13 protein-coding genes are annotated in these 13,844 nt (G+C 66.2%); 3 read left to right on the forward strand and 10 right to left on the reverse strand.

Annotation, left to right across the window (positions count from 1 at the left end):
• Nucleotides 1-21 precede the first annotated feature (21 nt).
• Nucleotides 22-786 (reverse strand): L,D-transpeptidase, encoded by a 765-nt coding sequence (locus tag AUL32_RS00855; RefSeq protein ID WP_061974131.1) that lies wholly within the window; start codon nucleotides 784-786, stop codon nucleotides 22-24.
• Nucleotides 787-1,026: 240 nt separating this feature from the next.
• Here AUL32_RS00855 and AUL32_RS00860 point away from each other — a divergent pair, with 240 nt between their 5' ends.
• Together AUL32_RS00860 and AUL32_RS00865 are read left to right on the forward strand one after the other, a co-directional pair.
• A complete protein-coding gene (locus tag AUL32_RS00860) occupies nucleotides 1,027-1,446 on the forward strand; it encodes a MerR family transcriptional regulator (RefSeq protein WP_062111010.1) in 420 nt (139 codons plus the stop codon).
• Nucleotides 1,447-1,729: 283 nt separating this feature from the next.
• Complete coding sequence (locus tag AUL32_RS00865; RefSeq protein ID WP_062111071.1) at nucleotides 1,730-3,547, forward strand: acyl-CoA thioesterase; 1,818 nt, start codon at nucleotides 1,730-1,732, stop codon at nucleotides 3,545-3,547.
• Between the two features lie 46 nt (nucleotides 3,548-3,593).
• Here the strand turns inward: AUL32_RS00865 and AUL32_RS00870 are convergent, their stop codons facing one another.
• From AUL32_RS00870 to AUL32_RS00885, 4 genes are all read right to left on the reverse strand, one after another.
• The gene (locus AUL32_RS00870; protein WP_062111011.1) at nucleotides 3,594-5,963 is read right to left on the reverse strand and encodes a putative bifunctional diguanylate cyclase/phosphodiesterase; all 2,370 of its coding nucleotides are present in this window, start codon (nucleotides 5,961-5,963) and stop codon (nucleotides 3,594-3,596) included.
• A gap of 442 nt (nucleotides 5,964-6,405) precedes the next feature.
• The gene (locus tag AUL32_RS00875) at nucleotides 6,406-6,585 is read right to left on the reverse strand and encodes a hypothetical protein (RefSeq protein ID WP_061974137.1); all 180 of its coding nucleotides are present in this window, start codon (nucleotides 6,583-6,585) and stop codon (nucleotides 6,406-6,408) included.
• A 199-nt stretch (nucleotides 6,586-6,784) separates the two neighbouring features.
• Complete coding sequence (locus AUL32_RS00880) at nucleotides 6,785-7,609, reverse strand: outer membrane protein (RefSeq protein WP_062111012.1); 825 nt, start codon at nucleotides 7,607-7,609, stop codon at nucleotides 6,785-6,787.
• 688 nt (nucleotides 7,610-8,297) lie between these two features.
• A complete protein-coding gene (locus tag AUL32_RS00885) occupies nucleotides 8,298-9,197 on the reverse strand; it encodes a bestrophin family protein (RefSeq protein ID WP_062111013.1) in 900 nt (299 codons plus the stop codon).
• 264 nt (nucleotides 9,198-9,461) lie between these two features.
• Between AUL32_RS00885 and AUL32_RS24910 the strand changes: the two genes are divergently transcribed.
• The gene (locus AUL32_RS24910; RefSeq protein WP_156421270.1) at nucleotides 9,462-9,626 is read left to right on the forward strand and encodes a hypothetical protein; all 165 of its coding nucleotides are present in this window, start codon (nucleotides 9,462-9,464) and stop codon (nucleotides 9,624-9,626) included.
• Between the two features lie 95 nt (nucleotides 9,627-9,721).
• On the opposite strand, the gene AUL32_RS00890 is transcribed toward AUL32_RS24910, so the two are convergent.
• From AUL32_RS00890 to AUL32_RS00910, 5 genes are all read right to left on the reverse strand, one after another.
• Nucleotides 9,722-9,991 (reverse strand): DUF2312 domain-containing protein, encoded by a 270-nt coding sequence (locus tag AUL32_RS00890; RefSeq protein WP_061974143.1) that lies wholly within the window; start codon nucleotides 9,989-9,991, stop codon nucleotides 9,722-9,724.
• An 82-nt stretch (nucleotides 9,992-10,073) separates the two neighbouring features.
• Nucleotides 10,074-11,120 (reverse strand): ROK family protein, encoded by a 1,047-nt coding sequence (locus tag AUL32_RS00895; RefSeq protein WP_082659053.1) that lies wholly within the window; start codon nucleotides 11,118-11,120, stop codon nucleotides 10,074-10,076.
• Between the two features lie 205 nt (nucleotides 11,121-11,325).
• A complete protein-coding gene (locus tag AUL32_RS00900; protein WP_062111014.1) occupies nucleotides 11,326-11,769 on the reverse strand; it encodes a DUF1810 domain-containing protein in 444 nt (147 codons plus the stop codon).
• Between the two features lie 80 nt (nucleotides 11,770-11,849).
• Nucleotides 11,850-12,644 carry an SDR family NAD(P)-dependent oxidoreductase gene (locus AUL32_RS00905; RefSeq protein ID WP_062111015.1) on the reverse strand — a complete coding sequence of 265 codons (795 nt, stop codon included), beginning with the start codon at nucleotides 12,642-12,644 and terminating at the stop codon, nucleotides 11,850-11,852.
• Complete coding sequence (locus AUL32_RS00910; RefSeq protein ID WP_062111072.1) at nucleotides 12,641-13,810, reverse strand: zinc-dependent alcohol dehydrogenase; 1,170 nt, start codon at nucleotides 13,808-13,810, stop codon at nucleotides 12,641-12,643. The genes AUL32_RS00905 and AUL32_RS00910 overlap by 4 nt, the downstream gene beginning before the upstream one ends.
• Nucleotides 13,811-13,844 lie beyond the last annotated feature (34 nt).

A 13,844-nucleotide genomic window follows, 5' to 3' on the forward strand; every position in this document is an offset into this window, starting at 1 on the left:
CCCCGCCCTTGAAACTGTGTCTTAGCTCTGCGGCGCCGAGCGGCGGTGATCCTCGAGCGTTTCCTTGCCCTGGAGCACGATGACGCGGGCGTTCATCGGAACCCGGTCATAGAGATCGACGATGTCCTGGTTCATCAGACGGATGCAGCCCGAGGAAACCGACTTGCCGATTGACCACCATTCCGGCGTGCCGTGCAGGCGGAACAGCGTGTCCTTGTTGCCCTGGTAGAGATACAGGGCGCGGGCCCCGAGCGGATTCTGCAGGCCGGGGTTCATGCCGACTTCGTTGCCGTAGGGCTTGAGCTCGGGCCGACGCGCGATCATCTCGACCGGCGGAAACCACTTCGGCCAGTGCTGCTTGTCCTTGATCTGAGCCTCGCCGGACCAGGCGAAGCCTGCCTTGCCGACGCCGATGCCGTAGCGCATCGCCGTTCCGCGCGGCTCGACCACGTAGAGGAAGTGGTTGTTGGTGTCGACCACGACGGTGCCGGGCTCCAGGCCCTCGCCGTTGTAGACCACGCGCTGGCGCAGGAACTGCGCGTCGATCTTGTTGGCCGGGATCTTGGGGAGCTTGAATCCGCCATCCTCGAACGCGTCGTAGGCGGTCAGCTCGACCGGACCCAACGGCCCGCCCGACTTGATCTCCTCCGCCGGCGCGACATAGGCCTGAGCCAACGGCGCGGTCTGGGAGATCGAGGCGCGCTGCTGTGTCGTGGTGCAGGCGCCCAAGGCAGCCATGGCAACGAGGCAAACGCCGAGGAGAAGCGGATTCGAGCGGGTCTTCATGAAACGTCCGGTGCAGGCTGCGGGGGTCGAGCGGCCAAGCAACGGCCCAAGTCCCCGGACAAGCGATCCCGATGGGGTTGCTTGTTCGTACGCCTCTGACCCATCGCTGGCAACGAGGGTAGTAGAGACCTTGTGTGGTTAAGATTTTGTTGTTGCGGTGCGAACACAGTTGACGATCCACAAGGCCGCGACATCTCTTGCCCTGTCCTGTGGAAACGGGGTGACACTCCGGGGGTTGGGATGAATATCGGAGAGGCTTCGCGGCGGTCCGGCCTGCCGCCGAAGACCATTCGCTATTACGAGGACGTGGGTCTCGTGCGGCCCGCGCGGGCAGCCAACGGCTATCGCGACTATGTCGAGCGCGACGTGCATGTCCTGCGCTTTCTTCAGCGCTCGCGCTCGCTCGGCTTCTCGATCGAGGAAGCGCGCAAGCTCCTGTCGCTCTATGCGGGGGAGGGGAGCCAGCGCGACGAGGTGCGCCGCCTCGCCAGCCGCCGCCTGGTCGAGATCGACCGCAAGATCGAGGAACTCCAGACGCTCAAGCGCTCGCTCGCCTCGCTGACGCAGGATTGCGAAAAGGGCCAGGGGCCGGACTGCCCGATTCTGGACGAGATCAGCGGCGAGCGCGCCCGCGTGACCCAGCGCGCCACCGGCGCCTGAGCGCTCCGCTCCCGCTTCGGGGCCTTGTCCTTACCCTTCGTGGCGAGGCCGTCGGTCCGGGCGTTTCCTTCGATATGCTCCCTGGTTGCGTGTCTTCGAGCTGTCATGGCCGAGGCGATCTATTGTCGCACTATTGGCTGAGCGCCGATGATATCGTGCCGACGAGGCGAATCCTTACCCCATACGGGTGAAAATTCTTTGGGAGACTGACCAAATACGATTGACCAAGTCGCGAAGACGGAACAGGTTTTAGTTAAAATTTACACGTCTTAGGCGAATGGAAATGCCGCTTACAGCGATTCGGACATCCGTCGGTTGGGTTCCCACGGTCGCTCTTTCCTGGCTCTGGGGGCTGGGCTTCTTCTACTCGCTGCACATGGCGCGCAGCTATGGCTGGACGGGCTTCCTCGCCTTCGCTCTGCCGAACGCGCTGGGCCTCTTCCTGTTCGGTTGGGTGCTGGGACGGCGGGGATGCGACCCCGCCGCGCTCTTCTCCCGCCTTCAAGGGCCCTTCGCCGGCCTCTTCTTGCTGGCGCAGGTGGCGGCGGTGGGCATTAGCCTCCACGCCTTCGTTTTCTATCTCGCGCCGATCGGCGGCACCGCGGGCATGGCGCTTCTGGCGGGGCTGACGCTGCTGGTTGCTTGCGCCACGGGGCAGGCCTTCTCGCTGCGGGTCCTTCGTTGGGCGCATGCCGTCTATCTCCCGCTCGGGGTCGGCGCGGCGCTCTATGCACTCTTCGCCCTGCGCGGCGCGCTCCTGCCTCTGCCGGAGGCGGTGCTGGGCTGGGACGGGCGCTTCTTCGGCCTGGTCGTGCCCTCGCTGGTGGGCTTCCTGCTCGGCCCCTGGACGGATGTCCAGCAGTGGCAGCGCGCCGTCGAGATCCATCGCTCCGGCGGCTCGCCGACGCTGAGCTACGGTCTCGGCTCGATCCTGTTTCTCGGGCTGATCGGCCTCAATGCCGCTCTCGCCATGGCGGCAGGCATCGTGCCGCCACTCGCCTTCTTCGACGGAAGCTTCGGCGAGCAGGCGGCGGTGGCGACGGCCCTGGCCGGGGCGCCGAACACGCTGGCCGCAGTGGCTTTCGTGGTCTGGGCGACGATCGCGCTCCTGTCCACGGCCGATAGCAGCTACTGCGCCCTGCGCTGGCTTCTCACCTCGGTGACGGCGCGCAGCAAGAGCCCGCTTCTGGCCATCGTCCCGGCGGCGCTCGTCGCCTCGCCGCTTTGGGTGCTGGGTGCGGCCGTGGGGCTGGCCGTCCTCGGCGTCCAGTCGGACCTGCCGATGATCTATCTCATGGCGCCTTTCGCCACGCTCTTCGCCGGGCCGGCGGCCTCGCTGGTGGCGCGCGTCCTCGGCCGCACGGGGCGCTACGATTCCACCCTCTGCTATCTCATCGGCCTCGCCGCTCTGCTTCTCTTCGCGCTCGGATATGCCGGGCCGGTGCCGAGCCTCATGGCCCTTTCGGGTCTCGTCGGTCTGGTCGGCGCGCTGCCCGTTCTTCTCGGCGAGCCGAAGGCGGCGGAGGCTCCGCTATCCACCGAGAGCACCGGCGCGGCGGCGCGTTTCACGCCGCTCGTGCCCGCGCAGCCCGTGGGCCATGTCGCGCAATTGTCGGCCGCGCATGGGTTCGACGGCGACTGGTTCGTCATGCGCATGACGCCGACCTATGACGACACGAATTCGGTCGGCAACGTCTACTTCGCCAATTACATGCGCTGGGTCGGCAAGGCGCGCGAGCTGTTCTTCAATCTCTGCATGCCGGAATTCAGTCTGGCCGACACGTCCTTCTATGTGCTGACGCGCTCGTTCCAGCACGACTTCCGCCGCGAGGCGCAGGAGTTCGAGCCGATCGTGGTGCGCATCCGCATCGCCTCGCACAATCGCAAATTCGTGACGCTGGAGCACGAGATCCACAGCGAGAACCATGGCTTGCTCGGGCGCGGCTCGCAGTCCCTGATGTTCGTGGACATCAAGGATTACCGCCCGCTCGACATTCCCGGCAGCATCATTCGCGGCTTCCTGCCCTATTGGCCGAAGGGCTCCTCGATTACCGACCGCGTGCGCGAGGCCGGGCCGAGCCTGTCCGACGCGGTGATGTGACCCGGCGGCGCATCTGAGGCATGTCCGGTTCATCGGACAGGCGTCGTCAGCCCGCCATCCTCAAGGAATTGGGCCGCTCGCCGACCGGGCGGACCAGGGCGTTGGCAGCCTCGGCCGGCATGGCCGGACCGAACAGGTAGCCCTGGCATTCGTCGCAGCCGAGATCCACCAGACAGGCGTGCTGGGCTTCGTTCTCCACGCCCTCGGCAATCACGGTCATGCCCAGCGCCTTGGCGAGCGAGACGATGGCCTGGACGATCGGCAGGCTGGCGCCTTCGCCGGGCAGGTCGGTGATGAAGCTGCGGTCGATCTTCAGCTTGTCGAAGGCGATGCGGCTGAGATAGGCCAAGCTGGAATAGCCCGTTCCGAAATCGTCCAACGCCAGCCGCACGTTGAGCGCGCGCAGCCGCGCGATCGAAGCGTTGACATTGGACCCGGCGTCGAGAAGCACGGATTCGGTGATCTCCAGTTCCAGCCGCTCGGGCGCGAGCCCGGAGCCGACGAGCGCCTCCTCCACCAGGGCCGGCACGTCGGAATGGCGCAGCTGGATCGGCGAGAGATTGACCGCGATGCCGATCGTCTCCGGCCAGAGCGTGGCGACCCGGCAGGCTTCGCGCAGCGCCCAGCGACTGAGCGGCATGATGACGCCGGTCTCCTCCGCGATCGGGATGAAGTCGGACGGCGGGACGTTGCCGCGCAAGGGGTGGTTCCAGCGGAGCAGCGCCTCGAAACCGCAGACGAGGCCGGTGCGCGCGTCGACCTGCGGCTGGTAGTGGAGTTGGAACTCGCCGCGATCCAGCGCGCCGCGCAGGTCCGAGGCCAACGCCCGCTGCTTCTCCTGCCGCTCGTCCATCTCGGCCTCGTAGAAGCGGAAGCCGTTCCGGCCTTCGCGCTTGGTGCGGTAGAGCGCAAGGTCCGCCCGGCGCACGAGATCGGTTGCGCCGTCAGCCGGGGCCAGCGCGATGCCGATGCTGACACCGACGCCCAGATGAATGTCGCCGATCCGGCAGGGACGGCCGACCGCCGATACAATGCGCTCGGCCAGGCACCTGACGGCGGCCCGGTCGGCGGTCTCGTGCAGCACCATGAACTCGTCGCCCGCCAGCCGGGCGACGAAGGTGCCCGGCTTGACGAAACTCTGCAGCCGGCGCGCCACCTCCTTGAGCAGAGCGTCGCCCACCGCGTGGCCGAAGGCGTCGTTGGCGTTCTTGAACTCGTCGAGGTCGAGGCACATCACGGCGAAGCTCGCGGCCGGCTCGCGCGCCAGCAGCGCGTCGAGCCGCTGCTGGAACAGGGCGCGGTTGGGCAGGTCGGTCAGCGGATCGTGGGTGGCCAGATGCGACAGGCGCTCCTGCGAGCGTTTTTGGACCGTGATGTCTGAGCCGACGCCGCGATAGCCGGTGAAGACCCCGTCGCAATCCTGGATCGGCTTGCCGCTGAGGCTCCACCAACGCTGCTCGCCGACCACCGACAGGCGGATCTGCAGCCCGTGGAACTCCTTATGCGCCCGCATGGTCTCGAACAGGCGGGCCAGATCCCCGCCTTCCTCCAAGGCACTGGCCGAGGCGCCGATGCCGCCCACCAGCCGGTCGAAGGTGAGGCCGTGAAGGACGCTCTCGGGCAGTTCCACCACCTCCGCCAGACGCGGCGAAATGTGCTGGAGCTTCAGGTCGGCGTCGGTTTCCCAAAGCCAGTCGCTGGCATGGGCCTCGAAATCGTTGAGGAGGAGATTGGTCAGCTCCTGCTGGCGGCCGAGCTCGATCTGCGTCAGCACCCGCTTGGTCACGAGGCGGCGCAGGTGGAACATCGCGGTGAAGATGAACAGCGCGTAGAAGGCCAGCAGCAGCGCGACATAGACGTTCACCGCCTCGCCCGTCATCGCCAGCGCCAGAAAGGAGCCGAAGACGATCGGCCCGACATAGGCGAAGGAGGCACGCGGCACCGTGGCGAGGCACATGCCCGTCGCGATCAGGCCGGCACAGGTCGAGGCGATCACGAGCCGCCCGTTCATGTCGCTATCGGCAAAAAGCACGATCGGGATCGACGCCAGAAACAGGCCCGCCAGGAGCGAGACCCAGGTCATCAACGCCCTGAAGCGCGGGCCGATCGGCAGGTTGGGCGCGCGCGAGCGCCAGCGCCAGCAGCTTTCCAGCGTGCACAGGGCTAGCGCGACGCTGCCGACCTGAAGTCCCACGAGATAAGGCACGTAGCTTCTATGCCAGAAGAGGACGATGATGACCTGCACCACCATGAAGGCGGTGATCGCGGTCAGCGGCGCCAGGCGCAGCGCGACGTCCACCCGCTCCACATGGACCTGATCGGGCAGGGGGCCGACGGCGCGCGCTTCCCGCGGATCGTAGTCGATCAGGAAGGCCGTCAGACGTGTGAACGGCGCCACCAAACTCGCTCGCGTCATTCGCTTCCACCCTGCGACCTTGCCGAACCGGCCTTTTCGGGCGGTCCGTCGGCTCAGGTCAGACGCGGCTTCGATCCTAGCGAACCCATGTCTGCCCCGACGCCCAGGACCTGCCTCTCTCGCTCTGCACGAATGCCTAACGCGCGCTTCACCAATTGGCCCACAGCGACTCCCATAGACCTCCCTGTTTGCTGAAGAGGAGGTTAAAAATGGCGCCGAAACACTGGAGATAAGACCATCAGCATTACTTCGAGCTTACGATCGGGCCCTCGATTTGCGCCCATCGCGCTGCCGAGGCCGGCGGTGCGGTCGGCAGGGAGACGGCGTCGGATTTCAGACTAGGGGGTGCAGTGGAAGTTGGCGGCCGAGCCTTCGGCCTTCGACGAAGTAAGCGGGCAGAGGTTTTGCCGTGCAAACCTCCCGCAAGTCTCGTCCCGGGTTTCTAGTGCAGTCGGGCGGGGCGCGAGCCGATAATGTCGAGCGCGACCATACAGGCGTCCAGAAACGCCTGATGCGGCAGCTCGGGATGGGTTTCCCGGAACCGCTGCGTCAGTTCGGTCGGGTCGTCGGTTTCTTCCGAAAGCCGCAACACCGTGATGATCGGATCCTCGTCCGATGGCATGACATTCTCCGGCCTCGATGCGCCATGACCTATGGCTCGCGCGCCTTGCGAAAAGATGCGCGATCGCCCAAGTCTCGGATCGGGCCGATGTTTTTTGCCCTGCGTGACAAAAAAAGCCCGCCGCAGCTTAGCACCGGGCGGGGTTCTTTTGGGCCGCGTGGGGAACGCGCGACCCGCATCGGATCAGTTCGAAGTCGTATCAGTTGAATCGGTAGGAGAGCTTCGCCGTCACGGTGTGGAAGTCGAAGTCGCCGCGCGTGCGGAAGTCGGTGTACTGGCCGGCGATCACCGCCGCGCCCGAACCGTCGAACGGGCCGCCGTTCAAGCGGGTGAAGGAGCCGCCGTCGCCCAGGTTGGTGTAGAGATATTCGGCGCCGAAGGAGATGTTCTGCGTCACCTTCACTTCCATGCCGCCGCCGACCGAGTAGCCCCACTCGTCTTCGTTCTCGCGCGAGATCGCCGGGAAGGCGGCGGTCACGGCCGGGCTGTTGGTGCCGAAGCGGTAGTCGACCTGACCATAGGCGAAACCGCCCGTGGCGTAGAGCAGCGCGCTGTCGGTGACGAGGTAGCCAGCGCGCAGGCGGCCGGTCACGAGATAGTCGAGGCTGCGCTCGGCGGTGTAAACGGCCGGCGTGTTGGAGAAGGCGCTGGCGCGCTGCGCGATGTCGAGCGCGTTGATGTCGGCCAGCGCGCCGATCACGAAGGCGCCGGCCTGATAGTCGTAGCCGACATGCGCGCCGCCGACGAAGCTCGACTCGAATTCCGAGGTGAAGCTGGAGCCGAAGGCGTTGGTCAGGAAGGCCGCGCCCGCGCCGCCGAAGTTCGGCACGATGGCGAGATTGTCGCCATTGTCCGGGTTGAAGGCACCGCCAGCCTGCACGCCGAGATAAAGGCCGGTCCAGGTCATGACCGGGGCCATGGCGACCGGGGGAGCCGGCTCGGAATAGACGACGTCGGCGGCGAGCGCCTGCGAGGCGAGGCCCAGCGTCGCGGCCGAAGCGAGAAGGAGAGCGAGGGTCTTCATGGCACAAACTCCGGTTGCGAAAGGCACTGGCGGCCCCCGTCGAGGATCGGGGCGCCGTGCCGCGACGAGGACTTGCCTCTTCGCCAGCGTTGCGCCGTTGCTCAGAAGATGCCTGAAATTTTTCGCCGCTCAAGCCGCCTTCCGCATGAATCCCATCCGTGTTGCTGAGATGTGACGCAGTTCACCGGCGCGTGATGAATGAGTTGTTCTTCGAAATAGCGGAAAGGACGAGAGGTGAGGCAGGGAAAAACCCGACAGGCTGGGGTTTTTGAAGTCTCTCAGCAGTCTCGACTTGGCCCATGTGAGAATAGAATCACGCTGACGTGAGCTTGGGACGTTTAAGTAGCCGCATGCGGGTTAGACGCCAGCGTTGCAATTTTGACGCGTCCGGACGTCGGCCCCACGCGAAAATGGCCCGGCGCCGCAGGACGGGGCCGAGCCATGGGGAATGGAAATGGGACCGGAATGGTTCGGTCAGCGCGCGCCACGCGGCTTGGGACGGTGGTCGCCGGAAAGCTGGAGGGCGACGGAGACCAGAACCGCAAAGCCGCCCATCGTCAGGATGAATGAGAACAAGGTCGTCACGAGATCCATGGTTCAAACCTTCGAACGCTTGGGAAGGGTTCAGAAACCATGGTCGGGGTTAACGAAGTCTTGCCGGGGAGCGAGGCGCCCTCCGGCCTTCGACCTACCAGAGAACGTGGTTAACCGGGTGAACGGGGGCAGGCGCGTCCATCTTGCCGCGAAGATGTTCGAGATCGATCTGGATCGTACGGCAGATCGAGGTGAGGGGCACGTCGTGGTCCCGGTTCTCGAACGGGTCCTGCAGGTCGCTGCCGATCTGGTCCATGGCCAGCATCATGAACCCGACGATCGTGGAGGCGAGCGGCGTATAGATGCCGAGGCTGTCGACCAGCCCGATGGGCAGGAGCACGCAGAAGACATGGACGAAGAGGGTAGGAAAGTAGTCGTACTCGCGCGGCAGCGGCGTGTTCTTGATCCGCTCCATGCCGCCCTGGGCATTGCTCATGTCCACCAGAAGCTGCTCGACCTGCGTGCGGCGGATCGAGTCCATCCAGCCTTGCCGGGTGGCGTCCGAGAGAAGCGCGGCGGTCTCGTTGAGAACCGCGTTGGGCACGTTGGAGACGTCGGTCAGACCCTCCGTCTCGGCCTCGCCGAGAAAGGGGCGGATCTCGTCCAGGCAGGGCTGGCGGCGCAGATGGCAGCGCAGCGCGTTGACATAGGCGATCTGCCGCATCACCAGCGCCTGGCGGAGGTCGTGGCTTTCCGGCCGTGTATCGATGAGATGGAACACGGCGCGGCCGTAGGAGCGCGAGGCGTTGACCATGGCGCCCCAGAGCGTTCGCGCTTCCCACCAGCGATTATAGGCGTTGTTGTTGCGGAAGCCCAGAAACAGCGCCAGCGCCGAGCCGAGCAGCGTCATCGGCAGGATCGGCAGGTCGAAGCCGGGATGCGGAAGGTAGACATAGGCCAGCGTGACGATGACGTCCCAGATCAGGAGCAGCACCAGCGGCCAGCCGACATAGCGAAGCATGCGCGGCAGACGGGCAGACTCGGGCAAGACCATGCGCAACTCCTTATGTGGACGGCCAAACGAACCGAAAAGCGCTTGGTTGCATTGCGGCATGAGAAAGCGGCCGCGGTTCGGCCCCGCGAAGGCGAGAGGATGACGCGCCGCTCGCTCGGGAGCGCGGTCCTCATCGCGCCGGTCTTATCCGTCTGGTAGGGTTGATGATTTCGGCGCAACAGTGCGCCTTCTTTTGAGAGGGGCTGGAACCTCGAAGGCCGCTCGCGAATTCTTGAGGCGACATCTTCCAACGGATCAACGCCCATGCGCAGCCGCAGTCGCAGCCCTTTCCACCTTCGTGCCCTTCGCTACAGCCTTCTTATTCTCAGCCTTCTCTTTGCCGGGGGCGTCGTGTTCCTCGGGATCACCAACATGACCAAGGTCGAAGCCGACCCGCTGGTGGACTATCGCGGCGTGACGCAGAACTGAGCGACCGGGCCGGTTGAGGCCGACCCATGAAAAAGCCCTCCCGGCCTGACGGCGGAGAGGGCTTTTCGCTGCCTGCGAAAGGGAGCGAGCTGGGCTCAGGCGGCCTTGGCGGTTTCGGCCGGGGCCTCGTCCATGGCGCGCAGATAGAGGTCGAGCAGCGTCTCGTGCTCGTCGCGCTCGTCCTTGTCCTGCTTGCGCAGCTTGATGATCTCTTTCAGGATCTTGACGTCGAAGCCTTCGCCCTTGGCCTCGGCGAAGACCTCCTTCTTGCCTTCCATCAGATCCTGGATCTCCTGATCCAGCTGTTCCACGCGCTCCACGAACGAGCGGATGCGACTGCCGCCGATGCCAACCGTGTCCGACATGGTGACTCCTTCCTGAATGAACCGGGGGCACTATCGCCGGGAGGGGTAAGCGAGTCCTTAACCCAACCGGCGCGCCGCCCCTTCATCCCCGAGAGCGGTTGCGGAAGGCGCAATTGCCGAGACCGGTGCCGATCGTCACCGCGGCCCAGCGGTCCACGTCGCGCATGAAGGGCCATTCGCTGAGCCCTTGGATCACCGCGTCATTGTGCAGGCGGATCATGGTGGGATGGCCGCGCAGGCGCGGAACGGCGCGGCGCACGAGCTCGGGCAGGCGAAAGCCCGGCTCGGTCCAGTCGCCCGGCAGGTTCTGCACGCCGCCCGCGAAGCTGCCGTCCGGCCGGACGAGGCCGGGGCAGGACAGGCCGACGAAGGGCGCCAGCCGAAGCCCCTCTCGCCCGGCCTCGTCGGCGGCCTGGCACAGAAGCATCCCTATGCGCTCCAGCACCTCCTCACGGCTCGGCTCGTCGTCGGCATGGCACCATTTCTCGCGATGAACGACCCTGGGTTCCCGGCCCTCCTGCTCCAGCGCCACCACGCCGCAGCGAAGATTGGTGCCCCCGATATCGACCGCCAGAAAGGCGTTGCCCGCGCCCAGCACCTCGGCCGGCGCGGCATAGGCCCAGCCCACCATGCCGCCATCGTCCGGCGCGTGATGCAGCGAGGAAAGCGGGATCGGCCGGCCGTGCTCTTCCCGCAGGATCGCCTCGGCCCGGCGCACGGCCTCCTGGCCGACGCGGCTCGACTGGAGGCCGCCGCCGCAGACGATGCGCTCCACCCCCGCCCAGGAGGCGCTTGCCAGAAAACGGCCCAGCACATCGGCGAGATCGACGGCGAAATCCTGCAGCGCGCCGTCCAGCGCCTCGGCTTCGCCGGCATTGTCCGGCCGATGCAGCGTCTCGTCCAGCTCGTCGCGCTCCAGCTCCTCCGTCGGCGCGTTGCCGAAGGGCGTGTCGCCCTGGCCCGACAGGCGTTCGCGCCAAAGGTCCAGAAGCGTGCGGAAGGCGGTCTCGCTGGCCTTATCCCCCAGGAACCCGCCATCCTCGCGAATGTCGAGACTGTGGCTCTCGACCCGCGCCACCGGCAGGTCGGCGGCCCCATGCGGGGCGGCGAGGTCGGGCGCGTCGGGCATGGGAGCGGTCCATTGTCTGGCGGGGCGAATGTCTAACGGGGTTGATCGATGGACATACGGCTGGGATTACGGCCCGCATAGGCGCAGCGCCGTTTCGGACCGGACGGCGCGTCGATGAGGTCCTCGCTGCGTCAATGCCGCCATGGGCGAAGGGTTCGGCCGACCCTTGCGCCTTCGCGCCGAAGTGAACCCCGCGTGACCGTGGTCAGCACGCCGACGACGGGAGTCTCGCCAAAGTCGCTCCGTCCGCTTCGCCGCCAAAGAAAAGGGCGAGCGCGTCGTCGAACAGACGCCTGTCGTCGCCCTCCGCCGCCTCGCGGAACAGGGTCAGCGAGGAGTGGAACTTCATGTCGTCGGGCGAGCCGAACAGCGTATGGACGGAGCGTTCGCCGCTTTCGCAGGCAGCCGTCACGGCCTTGCGAAGCCGGGGCCCGAGCAGAGGATGGGCGAGATAGGCTTTGGCCTCGTCCAGCGAGCGAAGCGCGAAGCGGCGCGCCGTTTCGCTGCGCCCCAGCCCCTCGATCTGCGGAAACACGAACCACATCCAATGGCTCGCCTTGCGCCCCCGGTTCAGCTCGGCCAACGCGTCGGCATAGACGCCCTCCTGCGCGACGACGAAGCGCCGGAGATCGAACGGGTCGGACGTCATGAACTGTCTCCCTGCCGGGTTGAAGGGCCGATCCGGCAAACCCGATGCGCCGGATCGGCATGGCTGCTGGCCTGCCGGCCTCAGGCCGAGCCGGGCTCGGCGAGCTTGCGGTTCTGCTCGGCCAGGATCGGGGCGGGCGTGACATTGGCCAGCGCCGAGGCGAGTTTGTTCTTCCAGCCGCTCACCACGTCGCCCTTGCCCTGCATCACGGCCTCGAAGCCGACGCGCGCCACCTCAGCCGCATCGTCCTTCGGCGCCTGGCCGATCGCGGTGTCCAGCATGTCGGCGCGTGCGAAAACCTCCGTGTCGGTCGCGCCGGGCATGAGGCAGGAGACGGTGACGCCTGAATCTTTCAGCTCGTTGCGCAGGGCAAAGGCGAAGCTGTTCAGGAACGCCTTGGTGCCGTTGTAGACCGCCATGAAGGGGCCGGGCACGAAGCCGGCGATCGAGCCGGTGATGAGGATGCGCCCCGCGCCGCGCCGACGCATGTCCCGGCCCACCTGATGGATGAGGTAGAGCGTGCCGGTCAGGTTGGTGTCGAGGACGTGGCGTGCCTCGGTGAAGTCCTGGTCGAGAAAGGCGTGGCCGAGCGCCCGGCCGGCATTGGCGAAGAGGCTGTCGACCGGGCGCCCTGCAAGCGCGGCGAGAAGCGTATCGACGCCTTCCACGCTCGAGAGATCGGTTTCCAGTGCATCCACGCTCACGCCCGAGCGGCGAAGCTCGGCGGCGGCGGCTTCGATCTCGGGCTCGTCGGCTGCGATCACCAGATCGAAACCCTCCGCCGCGCAGAGCCGGGCGAGTTCCCGACCGATGCCGCTGGAGGCCCCAGTCACCAGGGCTAGAGGGCGGCCTGCCGCCTCGTTTGCCGCGCTCATGGCCTCAGCACCACTTTGACACAGGAATCCTTTTTGTCGCGGAAGGTCTTGTAGAGCTCCGGCCCATCTTCCAGCGATCCCGTGTGGGTGATGATGAAGGACGGGTCGATCTCGCCCTTGACGATGCGCTCCATCAGGAGCGGCAAGTAGCGCTGCACCGGGGTCTGTGCCATGCGGAAGGTGAGGCCCCGGTTGATGGCCGAGCCCATCGGGATCTTATCGAGAAAGCCGCCATAAACGCCGACGATCGACACAGTGCCGAAATTGCGGGTGCAATGGATGGCTTGGCGTAGGACATGCGGCCGGTCGGTGCCCATGAAGGTCGCGACCTTCACCCGGTCGATGATGGCGTCGAGCGAGCCCGTGGCATGGGCCTCCGATCCGACCGCGTCGATCGAAGCGTCGACCCCGCGCCCGTTGGTCAGCTCTTGGATGCGCTCGTAGATGTCCTCGTCCATGAAATCGAGCGTGATCGCGCCGCTCTTCGCGGCGAGGGCGAGGCGCTCCGGCACGGTGTCGATGGCCAGCACACGCTCGGCGCCGAGGAGGAAGGCGCTCTTGATCGCCATCTGGCCGACCGGCCCGCAACCCCAGACCGCGATCGTATCGCCCGGCTTGATGTCGCAGAAATCGGCGGCCATGTAGCCGGTGGGAAAGATGTCGGACAGGAACAGAACCTGATCGTCAGTCAGCCCCTCCGGCACCTTGATCGGCCCGACATCGGCATAGGGCACGCGCAGATATTCGGCCTGGCCGCCGCTATAGCCGCCGAGCAGATGGGAATAGCCGAACAGGCCGGCGGGCGAATGGCCCCAGAGCTTTTCGGCGCGTGCCTTGTTCGGGTTGGAGCGTTCGCAACCGGAGAAGAAGCCGCGCTTGCAGAAGAAGCACTCGCCGCAGGAAATGGTGAAGGGCACCACCACCCGGTCGCCGACCTTCAGGTCGCCCGCGCCCGAACCCGCTTCCACCACTTCGCCCATGGTCTCATGGCCGAGAATGTCGCCCGAATGCATGTCGGGAATGACGCCGTCGTAGATATGCAGGTCGGAGCCGCAGATGGCGCAGGACGTCACCTTGATGATCACGTCCCGCGCATCCTCGATCTTCGGGTCGGGGACGCTTTCGCAACGGATGTCGCCCTTGCCGTGCCAGGTCAGCGCTTTCATGAAACCTCCATTGGGGCCGGGCGGGCGCTCGGCC

Source organism: Aureimonas sp. AU40, from assembly GCF_001463785.1.
Taxonomy (GTDB): Bacteria; Pseudomonadota; Alphaproteobacteria; order Rhizobiales; family Rhizobiaceae; genus Aureimonas.